This is a genomic window from Bradyrhizobium sp. USDA 4451 (genome assembly GCF_054822585.1).
Map to the genome: position 1 here is coordinate 4,631,874 of NZ_JBTRCH010000001.1, position 18,047 is coordinate 4,649,920.

Sequence of the window (18,047 nt, forward strand, 5' to 3'; positions counted from 1 at the left end):
AATCCGGTAAGATAGTTTCACCCGTGCATATCGATGCCACACCCCCGGTCATGATGCAGAGCCTGACGCCAATCGAAGATCGCCCGGCCGGGGGGCGCGTCCGCCCGCCGATGAACGTCCTCTTCGTCCACAATAACTTTCCAGCCCAGTACCGCCACATCGCGCGCGCGCTTGCGGAGCAGCCCGGCAACAAGGTCGTCGCGGTCGGCTCGTCGACCGCGAGCACGACGCCGGATATCCGGCTGATCAAATACTCGACGACCAAGTCGGACTCCGCGATCGTGCATCCCTTTGCCCGCCGCTTCGATGTCGAATCGCGGCGCGCCGAGGAGGTTCTGTATGCGCTGTCCTCGCTGTCGGGGCAGGGCTTCGTGCCCGACCTGATCTTCGCGCATCCCGGCTGGGGCGAGACGCTGCCGTTGCGCACGATGTTTCCGCGCGCGCGGATCATCCTGTATTGCGAGTTCTTCTACGGCGCGGAGGGCAGGGACGTCGGCTTCGATCCCGAGTTTCCGATGACCGGCCTCGATGGCAATGTCGCGCTTCACCTGAAGAATGCGACCACGCTGCTGGCGCTCACGGAATGCGATTCCGGCGTGTCGCCGACGCCATGGCAAAGGTCGACCTTTCCCCGCGAGTTCCAGGGCAAGATCGAGGTCATCCACGAGGGCGTCGACACCGACGAGGTGAAGCCCAATCCGGTCGCGCGGTTTCAGCTGCCGAACGGCGCGACACTCTCGGCCGAGGATGAAGTGATCACCTACGTCTCGCGCAATCTCGAGCCGGTGCGCGGCTTCCACATCTTCATGCGGTCGCTGCCCAAGATCCTGGCGGCGCGGCCGAATGCGCAGGTGGTGATCGTCGGCGGCAGCGGAACGTCCTACGGGGCGAATCCGCCCAAGGGCTCGAGCTGGAAGTCGATGTTCCTCGACGAGATCAGGTCGGAGATCGACCTTCGCCGCGTGCATTTCCTCGGCCGGATTCCCCGGGACCAATATCTTGCACTGCTCCAGATCTCCTCGGTGCACGTCTATCTGACCTACCCCTTCGTGCTGTCATGGTCGCTGCTGGAAGCGATGAGCGCGGGGTGTGCGGTGGTGGCGTCCGACACCGCTCCGCTGCGCGACATCATCTCCGACGGCAACGGCCTGCTGGCGCCGTTTTTTGATATTGATGCCCTGTCGGATCAGGTAATCTCGGTGCTGAAACGGCCCAAGGCCTTCAAAAAGATGCGAATGAAGGCGAGAAGCTTCGTGAGGGACAATTACGACGCGAAACGGGTCTGTCTGCCCAGGATGCTGACGCTCGTTGGATGAAGGTGTCCTCCCGCGCACCCATCGGATCGCGCGGGGGATCACGCCCAGGAGTTTGCGATGCCGCTTGTCATTTCGGTTGCCCAGCGCAAGGGCGGGGTCGGCAAGACGACTCTCGCGGTCTTGCTGGCCGCGGAACTGGACCGGCGCACCGGCGTGGTGGGATTGGTCGACGCCGACTCCCAGGCATCCGCCTGTCATTGGGCCGAGCCCGGCAATCTGTCGTTCCCGGTCTATCAGCTTGATCCGGAAACCCGCCCCGTCGCCGAATGGGCCAAGCTGATGCGGCAGATTCCGCATCAGATCATCGTGGTGGACTCTGCCCCCAACGATCGGGTGCTCGGCGCCGTTCTCGCGGTCGCCAACATCGTGCTGATGCCCTGCACGCCGTCCGGCCTCGACATCGAAGCCACCGCGCGGACGCTCGACATCGTGCGGGAGGTCCGCGCCGCGCGGCGTACCGCGCTCCGCGCCATGATCGTGCCGAACCGCGTCGACCAGCGCACCCTCGAAGGCCAGCAATTGATCGAGGAGCTCGATACGCTCGACGAGGAGATCGGGCCGATGATCGGGAGCCGCTCGGCCTATGTTCGTGCGGTTGCGCTCGGCCAATCGGTGGCTGATTTCGCCGGCGGGACGCCCGCCGATCTCGAGATCAAGATGCTCGCCGATCTCGTGATGAACTGGTGCGGGATCGCGCCCAGGCAACGCGTGACCAGTTAACAGATCGCCCCGGCGCCTTCACGTCGGGCTAACCATTTCCGCAACGGAATCAGAAATCCCGCGCCGCAACCGGCCCTTGTCTGATCGCGCTGTCCGTGGGAACCGCAGGGAAAAGCCTGCAAAAGACGGCTCATCTGCCATCCATCGTGCATCACGACGCCGATGTGCGCGTTATCGTTGGCAATCGATAAGCCTGCCGGCGCCGCCGACGCCGCGTGGTTAACGGATGGCGCGCGCGCGCCCGCGCATTTGAAGCAAATGCCGCCGTGCGCTTGAGCCGAAGCGCAAGACATTTCGCGTACATGCTTCCCGGCACGGTGGGGAGTGAAGAATGTACAGCGTCAAGAAAGTGATGGCCCTGGTTCTGGCCATCGTCGCGCTCGGGACCAGCGCACGGGATACCCAGGCCGGCATGATCGGCTTTCCGCTGCCGCTGCGCGGCGTGATCGAGCAGATCCGCTTCAGCGAGCCGACGCTTGCGCCGATGGCCTACACCATGTTCTGCATGCGCTATGCCAACGAATGCAAACCGAAAGCCCGCGCCCGCATCGTGTTCCGTGGCGGCGCGACGCGCCTGACCAAGCAGCGCATCGCCGACCTGATCGAGATCAATGCGCAGGTCAACCGCCAGATCGCTCCGCAGCGCAATGAGCGCGGCCTCGCCGGCGAGGAATGGCTGATCAATCCGGCGCGCGGCGATTGCAACGATTATGCCGTCAGCAAGCGCCATGAGCTCCTGGCGCGCGGCTGGCCGATGCGCAATCTGCTGCTGAGCGAAGTGGTGACCTCCTGGGGCGAGCATCATCTGGTGCTGGTGGTCCGCGCCAAGGGCGGCGACATCGTGCTCGACAACCTGAATGCGCAGATCCGCAGCTGGTCGCAGGCGCGCTATCGCTGGGTCAGGATGCAGACCCCTGCGAACCCCGACCACTGGGCCGCGGTCGCACAGGCCGGCGTCTGAATTCCCGAGTTCACTCCATCGATCGAAACTGGCGCGGCGAGACATTTCGCCGTGCCGTTTTTGTTTGAGGTATGGATGACGATCGCAAGATCGCTGCGCTCACATTCCGGAACGATTGCCGGCTTGACCGGTTGATCCTGATCGCATCCATCGAAGCATCGCCATGAAACTGGCCGGCCTGTTCACGATCGCGACGCTGGCGGCTGCCGCCGCAGGCCCCGCGCTTGCGCAGGGCACCGGACCGACCACGCAGGGCGGATCCCGCTATTCGATCGACGGACCGGGCGGCGGCGTTCCGACCTCGCGGCCGCAGGCGACCCGGCCGGTCCCGTCGGCAACACCGATTTACCCTTACGGGAGAGCGTCGCGGCAGGCGCCGCCGGTCGGCCATCAGACCGGTGTGCCGCTGCGGTCGCGTTAACCGTCACTGCTGCGCACAAGCGGGACGGTCTTAACGCTATTCGCATTGCCGTTTTGCCGCGCCTGGCGGAATGTCGTACCCATGCAGGCGCTGCGTCTGTTGAGAGGCAGGATGGGTCCGCGCAGGGACGGCATTTTCGATGACGAGCAAGGGTTCGATACTGATCACAGGCGGCGCGGGATATATCGGCTCCCACTGCGCCAAGGCGGTTGCAGCGGCCGGATATGTTCCGGTCGTCTACGACAATCTGTCGACCGGTCATCGCAACTTCGTGCAATGGGGACCGCTGGTCGTCGGCGACGTCGCCGATCACGACAAGATCACCGCCACCGTCCGCGCGCACGATGCGTGCGCCGTGATGCACTTCGCGGCGTTCAGCGCGGTCGGCGAGTCCGTGGCGGATCCGCAGAAATACTTCACCAACAACGTCGCCGGCACGCTCGGCCTGCTGCGCGGCATGCGGCAGGCGGGTTGCGACCGGCTGGTGTTCTCCTCGACCGGCGCCGTCTACGGCAATGCCGGGCGCGATCCGATTCCGGAGAGCGCCGCGGGTCCGACCGTCAATCCCTACGGCCGCTCCAAATACATGATCGAGCAGATCCTGGCCGATTACCGCGCCGCCTATCAATTCAACTCGGTCTGCCTGCGCTACTTCAACGCCTGCGGCGCCGATGCGTCCGGCACCATCGGCGAGCTGCGTGATCCCGAGACGCATCTGATTCCGCGCGCGCTGATGGCGCTGTTGGGGCACGTGCCCGATTTCGCGATCTTCGGCGAGGATTATGACACGCCCGACGGCACCGCGGTGCGCGACTACATCCATGTCGACGATCTCGCCAGCGCCCATATCGCCGCGCTCGAGCTGCTGCTGAAGGGCGACGCCGGCGGCGTGTTCAACCTCGGCACCGGCACCGGCTATTCGGTGCGCGAGGTGCTCGACGCGATCCGCGCCGAGACCGGCGAAGCGGTGCCGAGCGTGGTGCGCGAACGCCGGGCCGGCGATCCGCCGATCCTGGTCGCCGATCCCTCGAAGTCGGAAAGCGGCCTCGGCTTCAAGGCCAGTCGCTCGGATCTCGGCACCATCATCCGCTCGGCCTGGGCGTGGCACCAGAAGGCGCATCCGCGCCGGCGCTGACCACCGAGGCCGCAGTGCCTCAATCCAGCGTGATGTAATGCTGCTCCGCCAGCCGGGCGAGGAACGGCATGTCGACAAAGCTCGTCACCAGGAACACCACGACCAGCGCCAGCACGGTCAGCATCAGGCCGCGCTCGCCATAGAGCTTCTCGGGCTTCTGCGCTGACGATCCCGGTGCGGTCGACATCGAGAAATAGGCGGTGAACAGCATCACCACCAGCGGCATCGCAAGGATGTATTCGATGCGGTACTTCACCAGGAACACCGACAGGAAGAACACCGAGAACAGCGAATAGCTGAGACAGGAAGCGGTCAGCGACACCTCGGTATAGTCGGCAAAGCTCGCGCGGTAGCGCGCCAAGAGCTCGCGGCCGTGCGAGGCGGCGATCTCGCGATATTCGGACAGCCGCTTGGCCGCCATCAGGAATGCGCCGCCGAACCAGTAGCACAGGATCACCGAGCCCGGCGGCAGCGAGGTCGGGTCGATCATCGCCCAGCCGATCAACAGCCGCAGCGGATTGTTGACGGATTCCGAGATCACGTCGAAATAGGCCTTGTCCTTGCTGCGCAGCGGCGGGACGTTGTAGACGATGCCTTGAAGCGCGAAGATGCTGGTCGCGAACAGCATCAGGCGGCTGCTCGCCGCCGCGCAGGCGAGGCCAAGTACGACCAGCAGCAGCCATTCGATGCCGATGATCTTGCCGTCCATCGCGCTCTGCACCGCGGAGCGCTGCGACTTGGTCGGGTGATGCCGGTCGAAGTCGCGATCGAACCATTCGTTGATCACGTAATTCGCCGACGCGATGCAGATCGCAGCCAAGAGGCCAAGGATGATCGAGGCGGCAAGATGCTCGCCTCGCGTGCCGCGCAACAGCCAGGCCAGGATAATCCCGGGAATGATGAAGATATGCTTGGTGCTGTGATCGAGCCTGAGGATCGCAAGATACTGCTGAATGCCCGCGGCAGGCGGCTTGCTGGCTTCGACCTTGCTGTCCATCAGCGCCATGGCGCGGTTCCTTGTCCTGATCGCTTATCTGAGGAGGTAGACGTCGAAACTCTCGTCGCTCTTCGCCGGGCCGAAGCGGCGGATCATCGTGGTCGCTGCGCGGAAGTCGCTGAGGTCGGTGGCTGAGGCGCGGAACGTCCGCCACTCCTTGCCCTCGTCATAGGTCTGGTCGGGCGTGATCGCATCGAGCCGGTAGGCGAGCAGGATGATGACGGGCGCAGCACGCGTCTCGCGGAGCTCGCGCGCGAGTCGCAGCGTCTCGCCGAGATCGCCGTCCATTTTGCCCTTGCGCGAAAAGATCACGACGCTGCCGAACCTGTGGTCGCGTGCGAGATAGAGCGGATTCCCGACGTAATAGGGCAGCGCCTCGACCAGATATTCCGGCTCGCTGAGGATGATCGCGTTGGCGAGATCGGGGCGAGCGGCGATCAGGCGACCGAGATCGGCGCTGCGGCTTGCGACAACGCCGGTCGCCGCGTTGCGCAGATCGTTGATGCCGGCGGCGGTCTGGACAGCGAGCACCAGCAGTAGCGAGACGCGTCCGATCGCCGGCAGCAGTCCGGCGGAAGTCGCGGTGATCTTGCTCCAGCCGATCCAGTACAGCGCGATCAGGAAGCACAGGAAGACCGCGGCGTGGCGATAGGCGCCGTTGGCGGCGACGGCGAAGAACAGCGATGTCAGCAGCAGCGCGGCGATGGCGGCGAGAAACGCCGGTCGGCGCGGCAATAGCCCGAGGGTCGCGCCGAACAGCAGCGCCGATCCGACGACCGAAGGCAGCAAATTGGCAAACAGCGCGCCCAGCGACGTCGCGCCGGGGTTCACCAGCGAAAGAATTGCGGCCGTCAGCGGCGAAGCGTGCGACCAGTCGCGGGCCGCCGCATCATTGTAGGTCGGCAGCATCGTCACCGCGCAGATCGCGACGCCGATCGTCGCGATGGCCGCATTGACCGCGAAATTGGTCAGGAGCGGTGACCAGCGCCAGCCGTGAACTTCGAGCAGGTCGAGCAACCAGAACAGCAGGAAAGCGCCGGCCATGATCGCGCCGACGACATTGGTGTTGGCGAGCAGCAACAGCAGCACGCCGAGCACGAGGCCGCGGTCGCGGTGAGCCGGATAGCAGGCCGCGATCGCGAACAGGAACAAGGCCGAGATGCCGTAGTTCCTCGCCATCACCACATATTCGAACAGCAGCGCATGGCCGGTGATCAGCAGCAGGACCAGCGGCCGCGGCAACGGCGACCGGAAGATCAGCAGCGCGACGGTGACGAGCCCGACCGCGAAGGCCACACCGGGCAGCACCTCGACCCGGCCGACCGCGGCATGCGCGCCGCGCAGCAGCAGATACCAGAGGGCAGGGTGGCCTTCGCCATGCAGCCCTCGCAGCATCGCGATCACATCATCGCCATCAAGGGCGATGGTGAGCGCGCGCACCTCGTCGCGCCACATCACGTGACGGGAGATTTGGAAGCCGGTCAGCGCGATCCAGCCCGCCAGCAGCAGCAGGTCCGGCCAGGACCGGCGATCCCGCTTCGGCGCGAACAGCCAGTCGTCCAGGATTTGCAACAAGCGGGTCAATGAATCCTGCTGTATCCGGGAACGGTCACGCCGGACCGCGGCGTCATCTGCGGTTTCGTCATTTGTGTTAACAGTAAAAGCCACCTACAATATTGTAACATTATGGGCAATCCAGGCTAACATTTATGACGTCGACGCCGGCCCAGAGGTCGCTCAGCGACATCAGCCCTGCGCATCCCGAAGTGGAGTTCGCGCTGGTGCTGGCGCGGACCATCGATTCCGTGAACGCCGACCCGCAGCAGCTGCGCAGCGCGGTCTACGAGCTCGCGCGGCAAAAGCTGCAACAGCTCGCGCATCAGGATCCCAAGGAAAAAGCGCGCCTGATGCAGGCGCTGGAAGTCGCGATCGAGGGCGTCGAGGCGCACACCAGGGACAATCTGGTCGAGCGGTTCTCGGTGCCGCCGGCGCGGGCGCTGCCGGCATTCCTGGAAGCGGCAGGCGCCGCACGGCGGATCGAGGGTCCGCAGCGGATCGATGCCGAGGAGGCCTTTGTCGCGACGCTCGATCGGGTCGAGCTGCGGCGCCGGCCGCGCTGGTCGTCGTCGGCGCCGCTGCGCTACGTCGCGATGCTCGGCTTCTTTGCGTTGATCGCGGCCGTCGTGCTGTTGCAGCAGCGCGGCGTGTCATTGGCGGCAGCGCGGGCGATGATCGCGGGAACGCTTGCGCCGGTGCCGGCCGAACCGCAACGGCCCGCGGTCGTCGCGGCCGTGCCGGCGCCGGCCGCGCCCGTCGTGCCGCCCGCACCGAAACGGCCGTTGCCGACGGCTTACGGCGTCTACGCCGAGAGCGGCGGCAAGCTCTATGAGCTGCAATTGATCCAGGGCCGCGCACCGGATCCGCGCGTGGCGATTTCGGCTGCGATCACCAGGCCGAGCGAGACTGCATTGCCGGACGGCCATCTCCGCTTCATCGTGTTCCGGCGCGAGGGCGCCGGCGGCGCGTCCGATCCGATCGACGTGCGCCTGATCGCGCGCGTGACCCAGCAGACCACATTCGACACGGCCGGCAAGCCGGTGGTCTCGCCCGGTGACGACACCTGGGTGATCCGCAACATCTCGATCCCGTTCCGCGCCGCGCCGCTCAGCGAGGATCCGCAGATGTTCGAGGTCCAGCCGCGCGACGACACGCCGCTGTCGCCGGGACGCTACGCGCTGATCCTGAAGGCGCAGGCCTACGATTTCACAGTCGAGGGCGGGGTGACCGACAAGCGGCACTGCCTGCAGCGGCTGGCGGCCGCCAATGGCGTGTTCTACTCGGAATGCGAGAAGCCGTGAGCGGCACGCCCATTCGGCTCGGCATTGTGCTGGCGTTGTTGCTGTCGTCGCGGGCCGCCATCGCAGCCCCCGATGCCGAGACGGCGAAGCGGTGCCTGCGCGCGGCCTATATGGTCTATCCGTACAAGCGGCCGGGGGCGGCGCCGATGAATGGCGACCGGTTGAATTTCTTCCAGCAATGCATGGCGCAGCAGGGCACCAGGTCCGCGGAAGCGCCGAAGCGCGATTGAGCGGTTCAACCCGCGGATTGTTCCGCGCGCGACCGCAGCCGGCCGAACTGGCTGCGCAGCACCAGTAGGATGAGGTGACCCGCGCCGACGCCGGCGAAACCTCCCGCCACCTTGACGATCGCGTCGAGCAGCCGGCCGTGACGGTCCGGCGTCAGCAATTGCATCGCCTCGAGCGTGAACGAGCTGAACACGACAAACAGCACGATCAGCCCGGTCCGCCGCGGGTAACCCAGCAGGAAGGCCATGGCCATCACCGCATATGCGGCGAAGCGCTCGGTCTGGGGATGGAAGAACGACGGACGGTCCTGGATGGGGGACAACGTGACGAATGCGATGAAGGCCAGCGCAAGCCAGCCGGCAACCACGCCAAATGTCCTAATCTTCGAAACAAGCAATCAAGTATTCCCGGTCCCTGTGCCCCGCCGTGCCGCTGGATTAGCGTATCGCTGATACCAGCGAAAATGAATTGCCCGCCGAAGGTTAACCTGCCGCCGTCTGTGACATTGCTCACGCTGCCGATGCGTCAGGACCATGATGATAGACCAGCGGTCGCATATCCAAAATTATAGTATCATAATACCAATAATTGAAACCAAGCCTCATTCCGTCCGCACCTTGCGGCGGGAACCGGCCGCGCTTGCGCGGGTTCCCGGGATGGTGCACCTGACGAAAAAATTAGCTTTGGCCGGCGGCTCCATTCATAAGCCGTTCACGGCGCGAAGCCTCATTTGATGCCCGGACTATCGCAATGCTCACTCTCGGAGGCCAAAGTGCGTTTGCTCGTCGTTGAGGATGACCCGGATCTGAACCGCCAGCTCACCACCGCGCTGACCGACGCCGGCTATGTGGTCGATCGCGCGTTCGACGGCGAGGAGGGGCATTTCCTTGGCGACAGCGAGCCCTACGACGCGGTGGTGCTGGATATCGGACTGCCCAAGATGGACGGTATCTCGGTGCTGGAGGCCTGGCGGCGCAACAAGCGGGTGATGCCGGTCCTGATCCTCACCGCGCGCGACCGCTGGAGCGACAAGGTGCAGGGCTTCGATGCCGGCGCCGACGACTATGTCGCCAAGCCGTTCCATCTGGAGGAGGTGCTGGCGCGGATCCGCGCGCTGCTGCGCCGCGCCACAGGGCATGCCCAGGTCGAGCTGGTCTGCGGGCCGGTGGCACTCAACACCCGCACCAAGCGGGTCACCGTCAACGGCAACCCGATCAAGCTGACCTCGCACGAGTACAACCTGCTTGATTATCTGATGCACCACACCGGGCGAGTGGTGTCGCGCACCGAGCTGGTCGAGCATCTCTACGACCAGGACTTCGACCGCGACTCCAACACCATCGAGGTGTTCGTCGGCCGCATCCGCAAGAAGCTGGAAGTCGATATCATCCAGACGGTTCGCGGCCTCGGCTACATGCTGTCGCCGCCGACCTAAGGCATTTTCTGAAGCCGCCGGCGCGCGCGAGGAAAGCGCGACCAAACAACAGGATAAGAGCATAACCTGTTCAATCGGATCATGCTCTTGAGGTGCTTGATCGCCATGCGGGCATTGTCATGATCCGGGCCAGGAGAAACTGGATTCGCGAAACTGGATTCGCCGATGTCTGAATCCCCGACGTCTGTTGCCGCCGGCCCGCTGCTCGAGCGCGTGCCCTGATGGGCGGCAGCTCGCTTGCGACACGCCTGTTCGTCTCGGCGACCGCCTGGGTGGTGGTGATCCTGGCGATCACCGGCGTCATCCTGTCGTCGGTCTATCGCGACGCGACCGAGCGCGCCTTCGACCGCCGGCTCAATCTCTATCTGCGCACCCTGATCGCCGAGGTGGCGACGCCGGACGAGCCGGCCGACCGCCAGTTCCAGTCGCTCGGCGAGCCATTGTTCGACCTGCCGCTGTCCGGCTGGTACTGGCAGATCACCCGCACCGACACCGAAAAGGGCGAGACCCGGGCCTCGCGCTCGCTGTGGGACAAGAAGCTGCCCAAGCTCGAGGATCACGGTGCCGAACTGACCGCCGCCGGCGTCCGCCTCGGCTATGTCGACGGGCCCGAGGGCCAGAGCCTGCGGATGGTGGAGCGGCCGGTCGATCTCGGCGCCGACGGCAAGTTCCTGGTCAGCGTCGCCGGCGACGCAACCGAGATCTTCGATGAGACCCGCAGCTTCGATTATTACCTGTTCGGCACCTTCGCAGCTCTCGGCATCGTGCTGCTGCTGACCACCATCTTCCAGGTCCGCTACGGCCTGGCGCCGCTGAAGCGCATTTCGGACTCCATTGCCGATATCCGCTCCGGCCGCGCCGAGCGGCTGGAGGGCCGCTTCCCGGTCGAGATCGCGCCGCTGGCGCGCGAGACCAACGCGCTGATCGATGCCAACCGGGAGATCGTCGAGCGCTCGCGCACCCACGTCGGCAATCTCGCGCACGCGATCAAGACGCCGCTGTCGGTGATCGTGAACGAGGCAGGCGCGCATGCCGCCGACCCGTTCGCCAGCAAGGTGCTGGAGCAGGCCGATCTGATGCGGGACCAGGTCGCCCATCATCTCGAGCGGGCGCGGATCGCCGCCCGCGCCACCATCGTCAGCACCATCACCGACGTCGCGCCCGCGATCGAGGCGTTGCGCCGGACCATGGAGAAGATCCATCGCGATCGCGATCTCACCATCGAGGCCAAGGCCGATCCGGCGGCGCGGTTCCGCGGCGAGCGGCAGGACCTCGAGGAGATGGTCGGCAATCTCGTCGACAATGCCTGCAAATGGGCCGCCTCGCAGGTGCTGATCGAGGTCGCCGTGGTGCCGCCGGAGACGTCGGGCGCAGGACCCAGGCTGCGCATCGTGGTCGACGACGACGGCCGCGGCCTGTCGGAGGCCGAGCGCGCCCAGGTGGCGCGGCGCGGCCAGCGGCTCGACGAATCGAAGCCCGGCTCGGGGCTCGGCCTGTCGATCGTGACCGACCTCGCCGGCCTTTATGGCGGCAAGCTCACCCTGAACGACGCTCCGATCGGCGGTCTGCGGGCGGAGCTGGTGTTGCCGGCGGTGTAGGCGAGCAATTCCATGAAACCAGCTCATAGGAACGCTCGTTGGGTATCGTCATTCCGGGGCGATGCGAAGCATCGAACCCGGAATCTCGAGATTCCCCGATGCGCAACTGCGCATCTGAGGTTCGCTGCGCGCCCCGGAATGACGATGTTCGCCGCCGCATCGTTCGTTGCGCCCTCATTCTTCCTAAACGCGTTCTTAACGCGCCAACCACTATCATCGCGGGCGGACGGGCTGCGGCGTTTGCCGGGCACCAAGCTTTCACGACCGGGCGCATGAGCCAGAAATCGACCGAGCGGCTGAGGGATTATCTCGCGCAGCTTCCGCCGCAATCGCAGGCGCTGCTGATGCGCGAGCTGGAGCGCGCGGTCGAACGCGGCGACGATGTCGCCGTCGCCAATCTGGTGCTGGAGCAGCTGCGCAAAATCGTGCGCGGGGCCGAGGAGGACGAGCGGATCGAGCCGCGCAGCGACGATCCGGCGCGGCTCTTGTTCCGGCCGCTCGAGCCGTTCCTCGCCGAGACCAATTTCCCGACCCGGCCCGGCCAGCTGCGGCGCGCCTCACTGCTGCCGATCTGGCAGTGGCTGGCCCGCGAGGGCGCGCCGGAGGCGGCCCGCGCATTCGAGGCGGCGCTGGCGGCGGCCACCGAGAGCGGCCCGATGGAAGTCGCCGCGCGAAAATTCCAGCTGGCGGCTGCGGAAGCCATCATCAAGGTCGCAGGGCCGAGCCAGGACGACCGCCAGCGCGCGCTGGCGCGGGTCGGCCCGCCGAGCGTGGTCGAGGACCTGCTGCCGATCGGCCTGGTGCTGCAGGCCCGCGAAGCGCTGGAAACCCTGGGCAGCCGGCTGCCGAGCCAGATCCGCGTGTTCGCCGATTCCCAGATCGCCTCGGCCACCGAGGCGCTGAAGCTGCCGTCGCTGCAGACGCCGCAGCTCTTGCCATTCGCGCTGTCGCTGATCGCGCAGCGGCTCGCCGCGCCGTGGCAGATCGTCCGCCTCGCGATCAAGATGGCGGCCTCCGACGACGAGCTGCGGGTTGCGGCCACGCCCTACGGCGTCGCCGTCACCATCGCGCTGCATGATCTGTCGTTCGTCGCGGCCTGCCTGCGCACCGACATCAAGCGCGGGCATTTCGACTATGTCGGCGAGCAGCTCAAGACCCTGCACGATGGGGTCCGCGGCCTGCGCACCGAGCTCGACCTGCGCAACGACTCCACCTGGGGCCGGCAGCTGACGTCGGTCCGCGCCGATACCTCCAACGCGCTGCAATCGGAGATCGACAGCGTGCCGGGTCGGGTCCGCCGCATCCTGCGCCAGCGCGCCGACAAGGACATCACGGCCGGCGCCAAGATCGACCCGTCCGAGGTCGAGGACGCCGCCGCCCTGATCGATTTCGTCGCGGTGTGCCGCACCTATGCCAGCGAGCTCGCCATCAACGAGGTGACGCTGCGCACCTTCTCGGACCTGCAACATTATGTCGAGCAATCGACCGAGGGGCTGGTGCAGTCCTTGCGCGGCGGCGATGCCCGGGTCCGCGCCTTCCGCCAGCAGCAGGTCAAGGCCGCGATCCGCTTCTGCGAAGTGCTGTTCGGCCACGACTACGCCTCGCTGATGAACCGGGCGGCGGATAATGCCGTGACAGGGGAGCGGAAGTCGTCGCGCGCGGGGTAGGGCAGCCTAGTGCTGTCATCGCAATTATAACAGCGTCATTCCGGGGCTCGCGGAGCGAGAACCCGGAATCCATTCATCCGCGCAGCTTGTGGCCCGATGGATTCCGGGCTCGTGCTTCGCACGCCCCGGAATGACGACAAGGCATTACGGTGCATTTAATTGCAATGTGCACCAGCACAAAGCACTGCCGGACTATCTTATAGGTCGCGGCAATTCCCGCGCATGTTCGACGGCAAAACCGACGAGCCCGTCCAATGTGGGCGATAGGCATTCACACAATTTCGGAATAATGGAAGTGTGCCTCTGAGTTGCCCGACGTGTCAAGTCGGCATTTGAGTGCCGGCGGCCGCCGTCCGGCTCCTTTGCATGGGGTTGTTTTCGCAGTTTTTGGTCGCACACTCCTTGGCACCGAAAACGCCGTCGCCAGACTGCCGGAACGGCTCCGGAAACCGCCCGATTCCGACCTTCAGCCGATCCAGCAATTGTCAATTGCCGGGCTCGTCGCCGGTGGTGTAAAGCGATTCTAAGGCGGCTCGTGTGAGGCCGCCGTTCCATCCGGGAACCGCTTGATGACGCTGTGGTTTGTGTTCGCGCTGATGACGGTCGCGGCGATCTTTGCCGTGCTGTGGCCGCTCAGCCGCCGCGGGCGGGCGGACTCAGGCGGCAGCGAGGTCGTGGTCTACCGCGACCAGCTCGCCGAAATCGACCGCGACATGGCCTCAGGGATCATCGGCGCCGCCGAGGCGGACGCCGCGCGGATCGAGATCAGCCGCCGGCTGCTGGCCGCCGCCGACCAGAGCGGACGCGACAGCCCGGTAACCGGCAGCCTCACGCTGCGGCGCGCCGCCGCGGTGGTGGCGCTGGTCGGGCTGCCGGTGATTGCCTCGAGCTTCTATCTCGCGCTCGGCTCGCCGCGGCTCGGCGACTTTCCGCTCGCCGAGCGCAGCAAGGTCGCCGATGCCAACCAGCCGCTCGCCAATCTGGTCGCGCAGGTCGAGGCTCATCTGGAGAAGAACCCGACCGACGGCCGCGGCTGGACCGTGTTGGCGCCGGTGCTGTCGCGGCTCGGCCGCTACGATGATGCGGTCCGCGCGTACCGTAATGCCATCACCTACGCCGGCGACAGCGCCGATCGCCGCGCCGATCTCGGCGAGGCCTTGATGGGGAGCGCCGGCGGCGTCGTCACCGCGGAGGCCAAGGCGGAGTTCGAGCGCGCGGTCGCGCTCAATGGCGACGATGCCAAGGCGAACTACTTCCTTGGTCTGGCCGCCGAGCAGGACGGGCGCACGGCCGACGCTGCCGCGCTCTGGCAGAAGATGCTGGCGAAGGCGCCGTCGGACGCGCCGTGGCGGCCGCTGGTGCAGGCCGCGCTGGTGCGGGTCGGCGGCAGCGTGCCAGACGTCCCGCCGGGCGTCAGCGCGCCGAGACTGCCGGACGGTGCGATGGCTGCGGCGAAAGACATGAGCGAGGCGGATCGCGGCACCATGATCAAGGGCATGGTCGATCGGCTGGCGACGCGGCTGAAGACCAATGGCGACGACGTCGAGGGCTGGCTGCGGCTGGTGCGCGCCTATCTCGTGATGGGGGAGCGCGACAAGGCGATGAGCGCGCTTGCCGATGCCCGTCAGGCGGTCGCCAACGATGCGGACCGGTTGCGTCAGCTCAATGAAGGGCTGAAGAATCTCGGGTTGGATGGATAAACCATGACCAGGAAGCAACGGCGTTTGACATTGATCGGCTGCGCGCTCGCCGTGCTCGCGATCGCCGCGGGTCTGGTGCTGAACGCGCTGCGCGATTCCATCGTGTTCTTCTCGACGCCGTCGATGGTCGCCGAAAAGCATCTCGGCCCGGGCAAGCGTTTCCGCCTCGGCGGCCTGGTGGAACAGGGCTCGCTGAAGCGCGGCGACAATCTTGCCGTGACCTTCACCGTCGGCGACGGCGGCGCGACGCTGCCGGTCGCCTACAAGGGCATCCTGCCGGATCTGTTCCGCGAAGGGCAGGGCGTCATTGCCGAAGGCGCGCTCGATGCGGACGGCGTGTTCCGCGCCGACACCGTGCTCGCCAAGCATGACGAGACCTACATGCCGAAGGATGTCGCCGATGCCCTGAAGAAGCAGGGTCATTGGAAGGACGATTACGGCAAGAAGCCGAACAATATGCCGAGCGCCTCCGCGGCGCCGACCCAGGGAGCCATGCGGTGATCGCCGAAAGCGGACATTACGCGCTGGTGCTCGCGCTCGCCCTTGCGCTGATCCAGTCGATCGTGCCGATCGTCGGCGCGCGCTGGCGCGATGCGGCGCTGATGAACGTCGCGCGCTCGACCGCGCTCGCGCAATTGCTATTCGTCGCGGCGTCGTTTGCAGCGCTGGTGACGCTGCACGTCACCTCGGATTTCTCGGTCGCCAATGTCTACGAGAATTCGCATTCGCTGAAGCCGCTGCTCTACAAGATCACCGGCGTGTGGGGAAACCATGAAGGCTCGATGCTGCTGTGGGTGTCGATCCTGGCGCTGTTCGGCGGCCTCGTCGCGGCGTTCGGCAACAATTTGCCGCTGTCGCTGCGCGCGCATGTGCTGGCGGTGCAGGCCTGGGTCGCCAGCGCCTTCTATCTGTTCATCCTGATCACCTCGAACCCGTTCCTGCGCATCGCCAATCCGCCGCTCGAGGGGCGCGACCTCAATCCGGTGTTGCAGGACATCGGCCTCGCGGTGCATCCGCCGATGCTCTATCTCGGCTATGTCGGCTTCTCGATCTCGTTCTCGTTCGCTGTGGCGGCGCTGCTGGAAGGGCGGATCGACGCCGCCTGGGCGCGCTGGGTGCGGCCGTGGACGCTGATGGCGTGGATCTTCCTGACGCTCGGCATCGCGATGGGCTCCTACTGGGCCTATTACGAACTCGGCTGGGGCGGCTGGTGGTTCTGGGATCCGGTCGAGAACGCCTCGCTGATGCCGTGGCTTGCCGGCACCGCGCTGTTGCATTCGGCGCTGGTGATGGAGAAGCGCAACGCGCTGAAGGTCTGGACCGTGCTGCTCTCGATCCTGACCTTCTCGCTGTCGCTGCTCGGCACGTTCCTGGTGCGCTCCGGCGTGCTGACGTCGGTTCACGCCTTCGCCACCGATCCGACCCGCGGCGTGTTCATCCTGCTGATCCTGTTCGTGTTCATCGGCGGCAGCCTGTCGCTCTATGCCTGGCGCGCGCCGGCGCTGAAGCAGGGCGGCCTGTTCGCACCGATCTCGCGCGAAGGCGCGCTGGTGCTCAACAATCTCCTGCTCACCACCGCCTGCGCGACGGTGTTCATCGGCACGCTGTATCCGCTGGCGCTCGAGGTCCTGACCGGCGAGAAGATCTCGGTCGGCGCGCCGTTCTTCAATTTCACCTTTGCGCCTTTGTTCGTGCCGCTGCTGCTCGCGGTGCCGTTCGGGCCGCTGCTGGCCTGGAAACGCGGCGATCTGCTCGGCGCGGCGCAGCGGCTGATGGTGGCCGGCATCGTCGCGCTGGTTGCGATCGCGCTGGTGTTGGCCTGGACCTATGGCGGCGCGACGCTGGCGCCGCTTGCGATCGGGCTTGCGGCCTTCGTCATCATGGGCGCGCTGTGCGATCTCGCCGAACGCGTCGCGCTGTTTAGGATTCCGCTGTCGCTCTCGCTGCGCCGTGCGCGCGGCCTGCCGCGCGCCACCTGGGGCACGGCCTTCGCGCATGCCGGTCTCGGCATCGCGCTGATCGGGATCGTCTGCGAGACCACCTGGAACAGCGAATATATCGGCTCGATGAAGCCAGACGACACGGCCCGCGTCGCCGGCTACGAGCTGCGGCTCGACGGCCTGAACCCGCGGCAGGGGCCGAACTTCCGCGAGATGGTCGCGCAATTCACCGTGACCCGTGACGGCGAAAAGATCAGCGTGATGACGCCGTCGAAGCGCAATTTCACGACCCGCGGCGCCTCGACGACCGAGGCCGCGCTGCTGACCCGCGGCGCCAGCCAGCTCTATATCTCATTGGGAGATGCCTCGGCCGACGGCACGATCGCGGTCCGCATCTATCACAAGCCGCTGGTGCTCATGATCTGGTGGGGGCCGGTGCTGATGGCGTTCGGCGGGTTGCTGTCGCTGTCCGACCGCCGCTTGCGGGTCGGTGCGCCGAAGCCGGCCAAGGCGGCCGCGCGTGCCTTGCAGGCGGCCGAGTGATGCGGTCGCGCAGCCTCGCAGCCGCCATGATCGCGGCGACCTTGATTCTCGGTGCGATGCCGGCGCGTGCCGTGCTGCCGGACGAGATCATGACCGACCCAGCCAAGGAGGCGCGGGCGCGCGAGCTGTCGAAAGAGCTGCGCTGCATGGTCTGCCAGAACCAATCGATCGACGATTCGGAGGCACCGCTGGCGCGCGACCTCCGCCTCTTGGTCCGTGAGCGCATCTCGGCCGGCGACAGCGACGCCCAGGTGATCGACTTCCTGGTGGCCCGCTACGGCGAATTCGTGCTGCTCAAGCCGCGCCTCAACGAGCATACGCTGGTGCTGTGGCTGACCCCGCCGCTGGCGCTTCTGCTGGGCGGTTTTGCGCTCTGGCGGCTCGGCCGGCGCAGGGCAAATCCGCGCCCCGGCGGGGCCGATTCCGGCCCCGGATTGACGCCCGACGAAGAGGCGCGCCTGGAACGGCTGCTGGCGGCTGAATCCGCGCCGGACAAGCCGGTTTAGTTCCGGCTTTAAGCCGTTATTT

General features: G+C 66.2%; 17 protein-coding genes. 14 read left to right on the top strand and 3 right to left on the bottom strand.

Annotated features, from left to right (window positions below; genetic code table 11):
- The first annotated feature begins 110 nt into the window (after positions 1 to 110).
- The 5 genes from ACVMB0_RS21265 (at position 111) to galE (ending at position 4,553) form a co-directional block, all read left to right on the top strand.
- Positions 111 to 1,316: a glycosyltransferase family 4 protein gene (locus ACVMB0_RS21265; protein WP_456755733.1), complete on the top strand. Its 1,206-nt coding sequence runs from the start codon at positions 111 to 113 to the stop codon at positions 1,314 to 1,316.
- 57 nt (positions 1,317 to 1,373) lie between these two features.
- Positions 1,374 to 2,036 (top strand): ParA family protein, encoded by a 663-nt coding sequence (locus ACVMB0_RS21270; protein WP_212019004.1) that lies wholly within the window; start codon positions 1,374 to 1,376, stop codon positions 2,034 to 2,036.
- A 331-nt stretch (positions 2,037 to 2,367) separates the two neighbouring features.
- On the top strand, positions 2,368 to 2,997 hold the full coding sequence (locus ACVMB0_RS21275; RefSeq protein WP_461347559.1) for a transglutaminase-like cysteine peptidase: 630 nt from the start codon (positions 2,368 to 2,370) through the stop codon (positions 2,995 to 2,997).
- Between the two features lie 163 nt (positions 2,998 to 3,160).
- The gene (locus ACVMB0_RS21280) at positions 3,161 to 3,418 is read left to right on the top strand and encodes a hypothetical protein (protein ID WP_456755731.1); all 258 of its coding nucleotides are present in this window, start codon (positions 3,161 to 3,163) and stop codon (positions 3,416 to 3,418) included.
- Between the two features lie 139 nt (positions 3,419 to 3,557).
- Positions 3,558 to 4,553: a UDP-glucose 4-epimerase GalE gene (galE, locus tag ACVMB0_RS21285; RefSeq protein ID WP_456755730.1), complete on the top strand. Its 996-nt coding sequence runs from the start codon at positions 3,558 to 3,560 to the stop codon at positions 4,551 to 4,553.
- A 19-nt stretch (positions 4,554 to 4,572) separates the two neighbouring features.
- On the opposite strand, the gene ACVMB0_RS21290 is transcribed toward galE, so the two are convergent.
- Entirely contained in the window at positions 4,573 to 5,559 is a 987-nt protein-coding gene (locus ACVMB0_RS21290; RefSeq protein ID WP_456755729.1) for a UbiA family prenyltransferase, read from the bottom strand.
- 24 nt (positions 5,560 to 5,583) lie between these two features.
- The gene (locus tag ACVMB0_RS21295; RefSeq protein ID WP_456755728.1) at positions 5,584 to 7,134 is read right to left on the bottom strand and encodes a hypothetical protein; all 1,551 of its coding nucleotides are present in this window, start codon (positions 7,132 to 7,134) and stop codon (positions 5,584 to 5,586) included.
- Between the two features lie 125 nt (positions 7,135 to 7,259).
- Between ACVMB0_RS21295 and ACVMB0_RS21300 the strand changes: the two genes are divergently transcribed.
- Entirely contained in the window at positions 7,260 to 8,408 is a 1,149-nt protein-coding gene (locus ACVMB0_RS21300; protein ID WP_461347560.1) for a hypothetical protein, read from the top strand.
- Entirely contained in the window at positions 8,405 to 8,638 is a 234-nt protein-coding gene (locus ACVMB0_RS21305; RefSeq protein WP_456755726.1) for a hypothetical protein, read from the top strand. The genes ACVMB0_RS21300 and ACVMB0_RS21305 overlap by 4 nt, the downstream gene beginning before the upstream one ends.
- A gap of 5 nt (positions 8,639 to 8,643) precedes the next feature.
- Here ACVMB0_RS21305 and ACVMB0_RS21310 read toward each other — a convergent pair whose 3' ends face one another.
- On the bottom strand, positions 8,644 to 9,003 hold the full coding sequence (locus ACVMB0_RS21310; RefSeq protein WP_456755725.1) for a VanZ family protein: 360 nt from the start codon (positions 9,001 to 9,003) through the stop codon (positions 8,644 to 8,646).
- 405 nt (positions 9,004 to 9,408) lie between these two features.
- On the opposite strand from ACVMB0_RS21310, the gene ACVMB0_RS21315 reads away from it, so the two are divergent.
- The 7 genes from ACVMB0_RS21315 to ACVMB0_RS21345 all read left to right on the top strand — a co-directional run bounded on the left by ACVMB0_RS21315 (position 9,409) and on the right by ACVMB0_RS21345 (position 18,025).
- Positions 9,409 to 10,071, top strand: a complete 663-nt coding sequence (locus ACVMB0_RS21315; RefSeq protein ID WP_163154879.1) for a response regulator transcription factor — start codon at positions 9,409 to 9,411, stop codon at positions 10,069 to 10,071.
- A 221-nt stretch (positions 10,072 to 10,292) separates the two neighbouring features.
- Entirely contained in the window at positions 10,293 to 11,669 is a 1,377-nt protein-coding gene (locus ACVMB0_RS21320; RefSeq protein ID WP_461347561.1) for an ATP-binding protein, read from the top strand.
- Between the two features lie 272 nt (positions 11,670 to 11,941).
- Positions 11,942 to 13,336: a hypothetical protein gene (locus ACVMB0_RS21325; protein ID WP_461347562.1), complete on the top strand. Its 1,395-nt coding sequence runs from the start codon at positions 11,942 to 11,944 to the stop codon at positions 13,334 to 13,336.
- A gap of 569 nt (positions 13,337 to 13,905) precedes the next feature.
- Entirely contained in the window at positions 13,906 to 15,036 is a 1,131-nt protein-coding gene (ccmI, locus tag ACVMB0_RS21330) for a c-type cytochrome biogenesis protein CcmI (RefSeq protein WP_461347563.1), read from the top strand.
- 3 nt (positions 15,037 to 15,039) lie between these two features.
- Complete coding sequence (gene ccmE / locus ACVMB0_RS21335; protein WP_456755721.1) at positions 15,040 to 15,537, top strand: cytochrome c maturation protein CcmE; 498 nt, start codon at positions 15,040 to 15,042, stop codon at positions 15,535 to 15,537.
- Positions 15,534 to 17,519 carry a heme lyase CcmF/NrfE family subunit gene (locus ACVMB0_RS21340; RefSeq protein WP_461347564.1) on the top strand — a complete coding sequence of 662 codons (1,986 nt, stop codon included), beginning with the start codon at positions 15,534 to 15,536 and terminating at the stop codon, positions 17,517 to 17,519. Before ccmE ends, ACVMB0_RS21340 begins: the two co-directional genes overlap by 4 nt.
- Positions 17,519 to 18,025: a cytochrome c-type biogenesis protein gene (locus ACVMB0_RS21345; protein WP_461347565.1), complete on the top strand. Its 507-nt coding sequence runs from the start codon at positions 17,519 to 17,521 to the stop codon at positions 18,023 to 18,025. The genes ACVMB0_RS21340 and ACVMB0_RS21345 overlap by 1 nt, the downstream gene beginning before the upstream one ends.
- Positions 18,026 to 18,047: the final 22 nt, after the last annotated feature.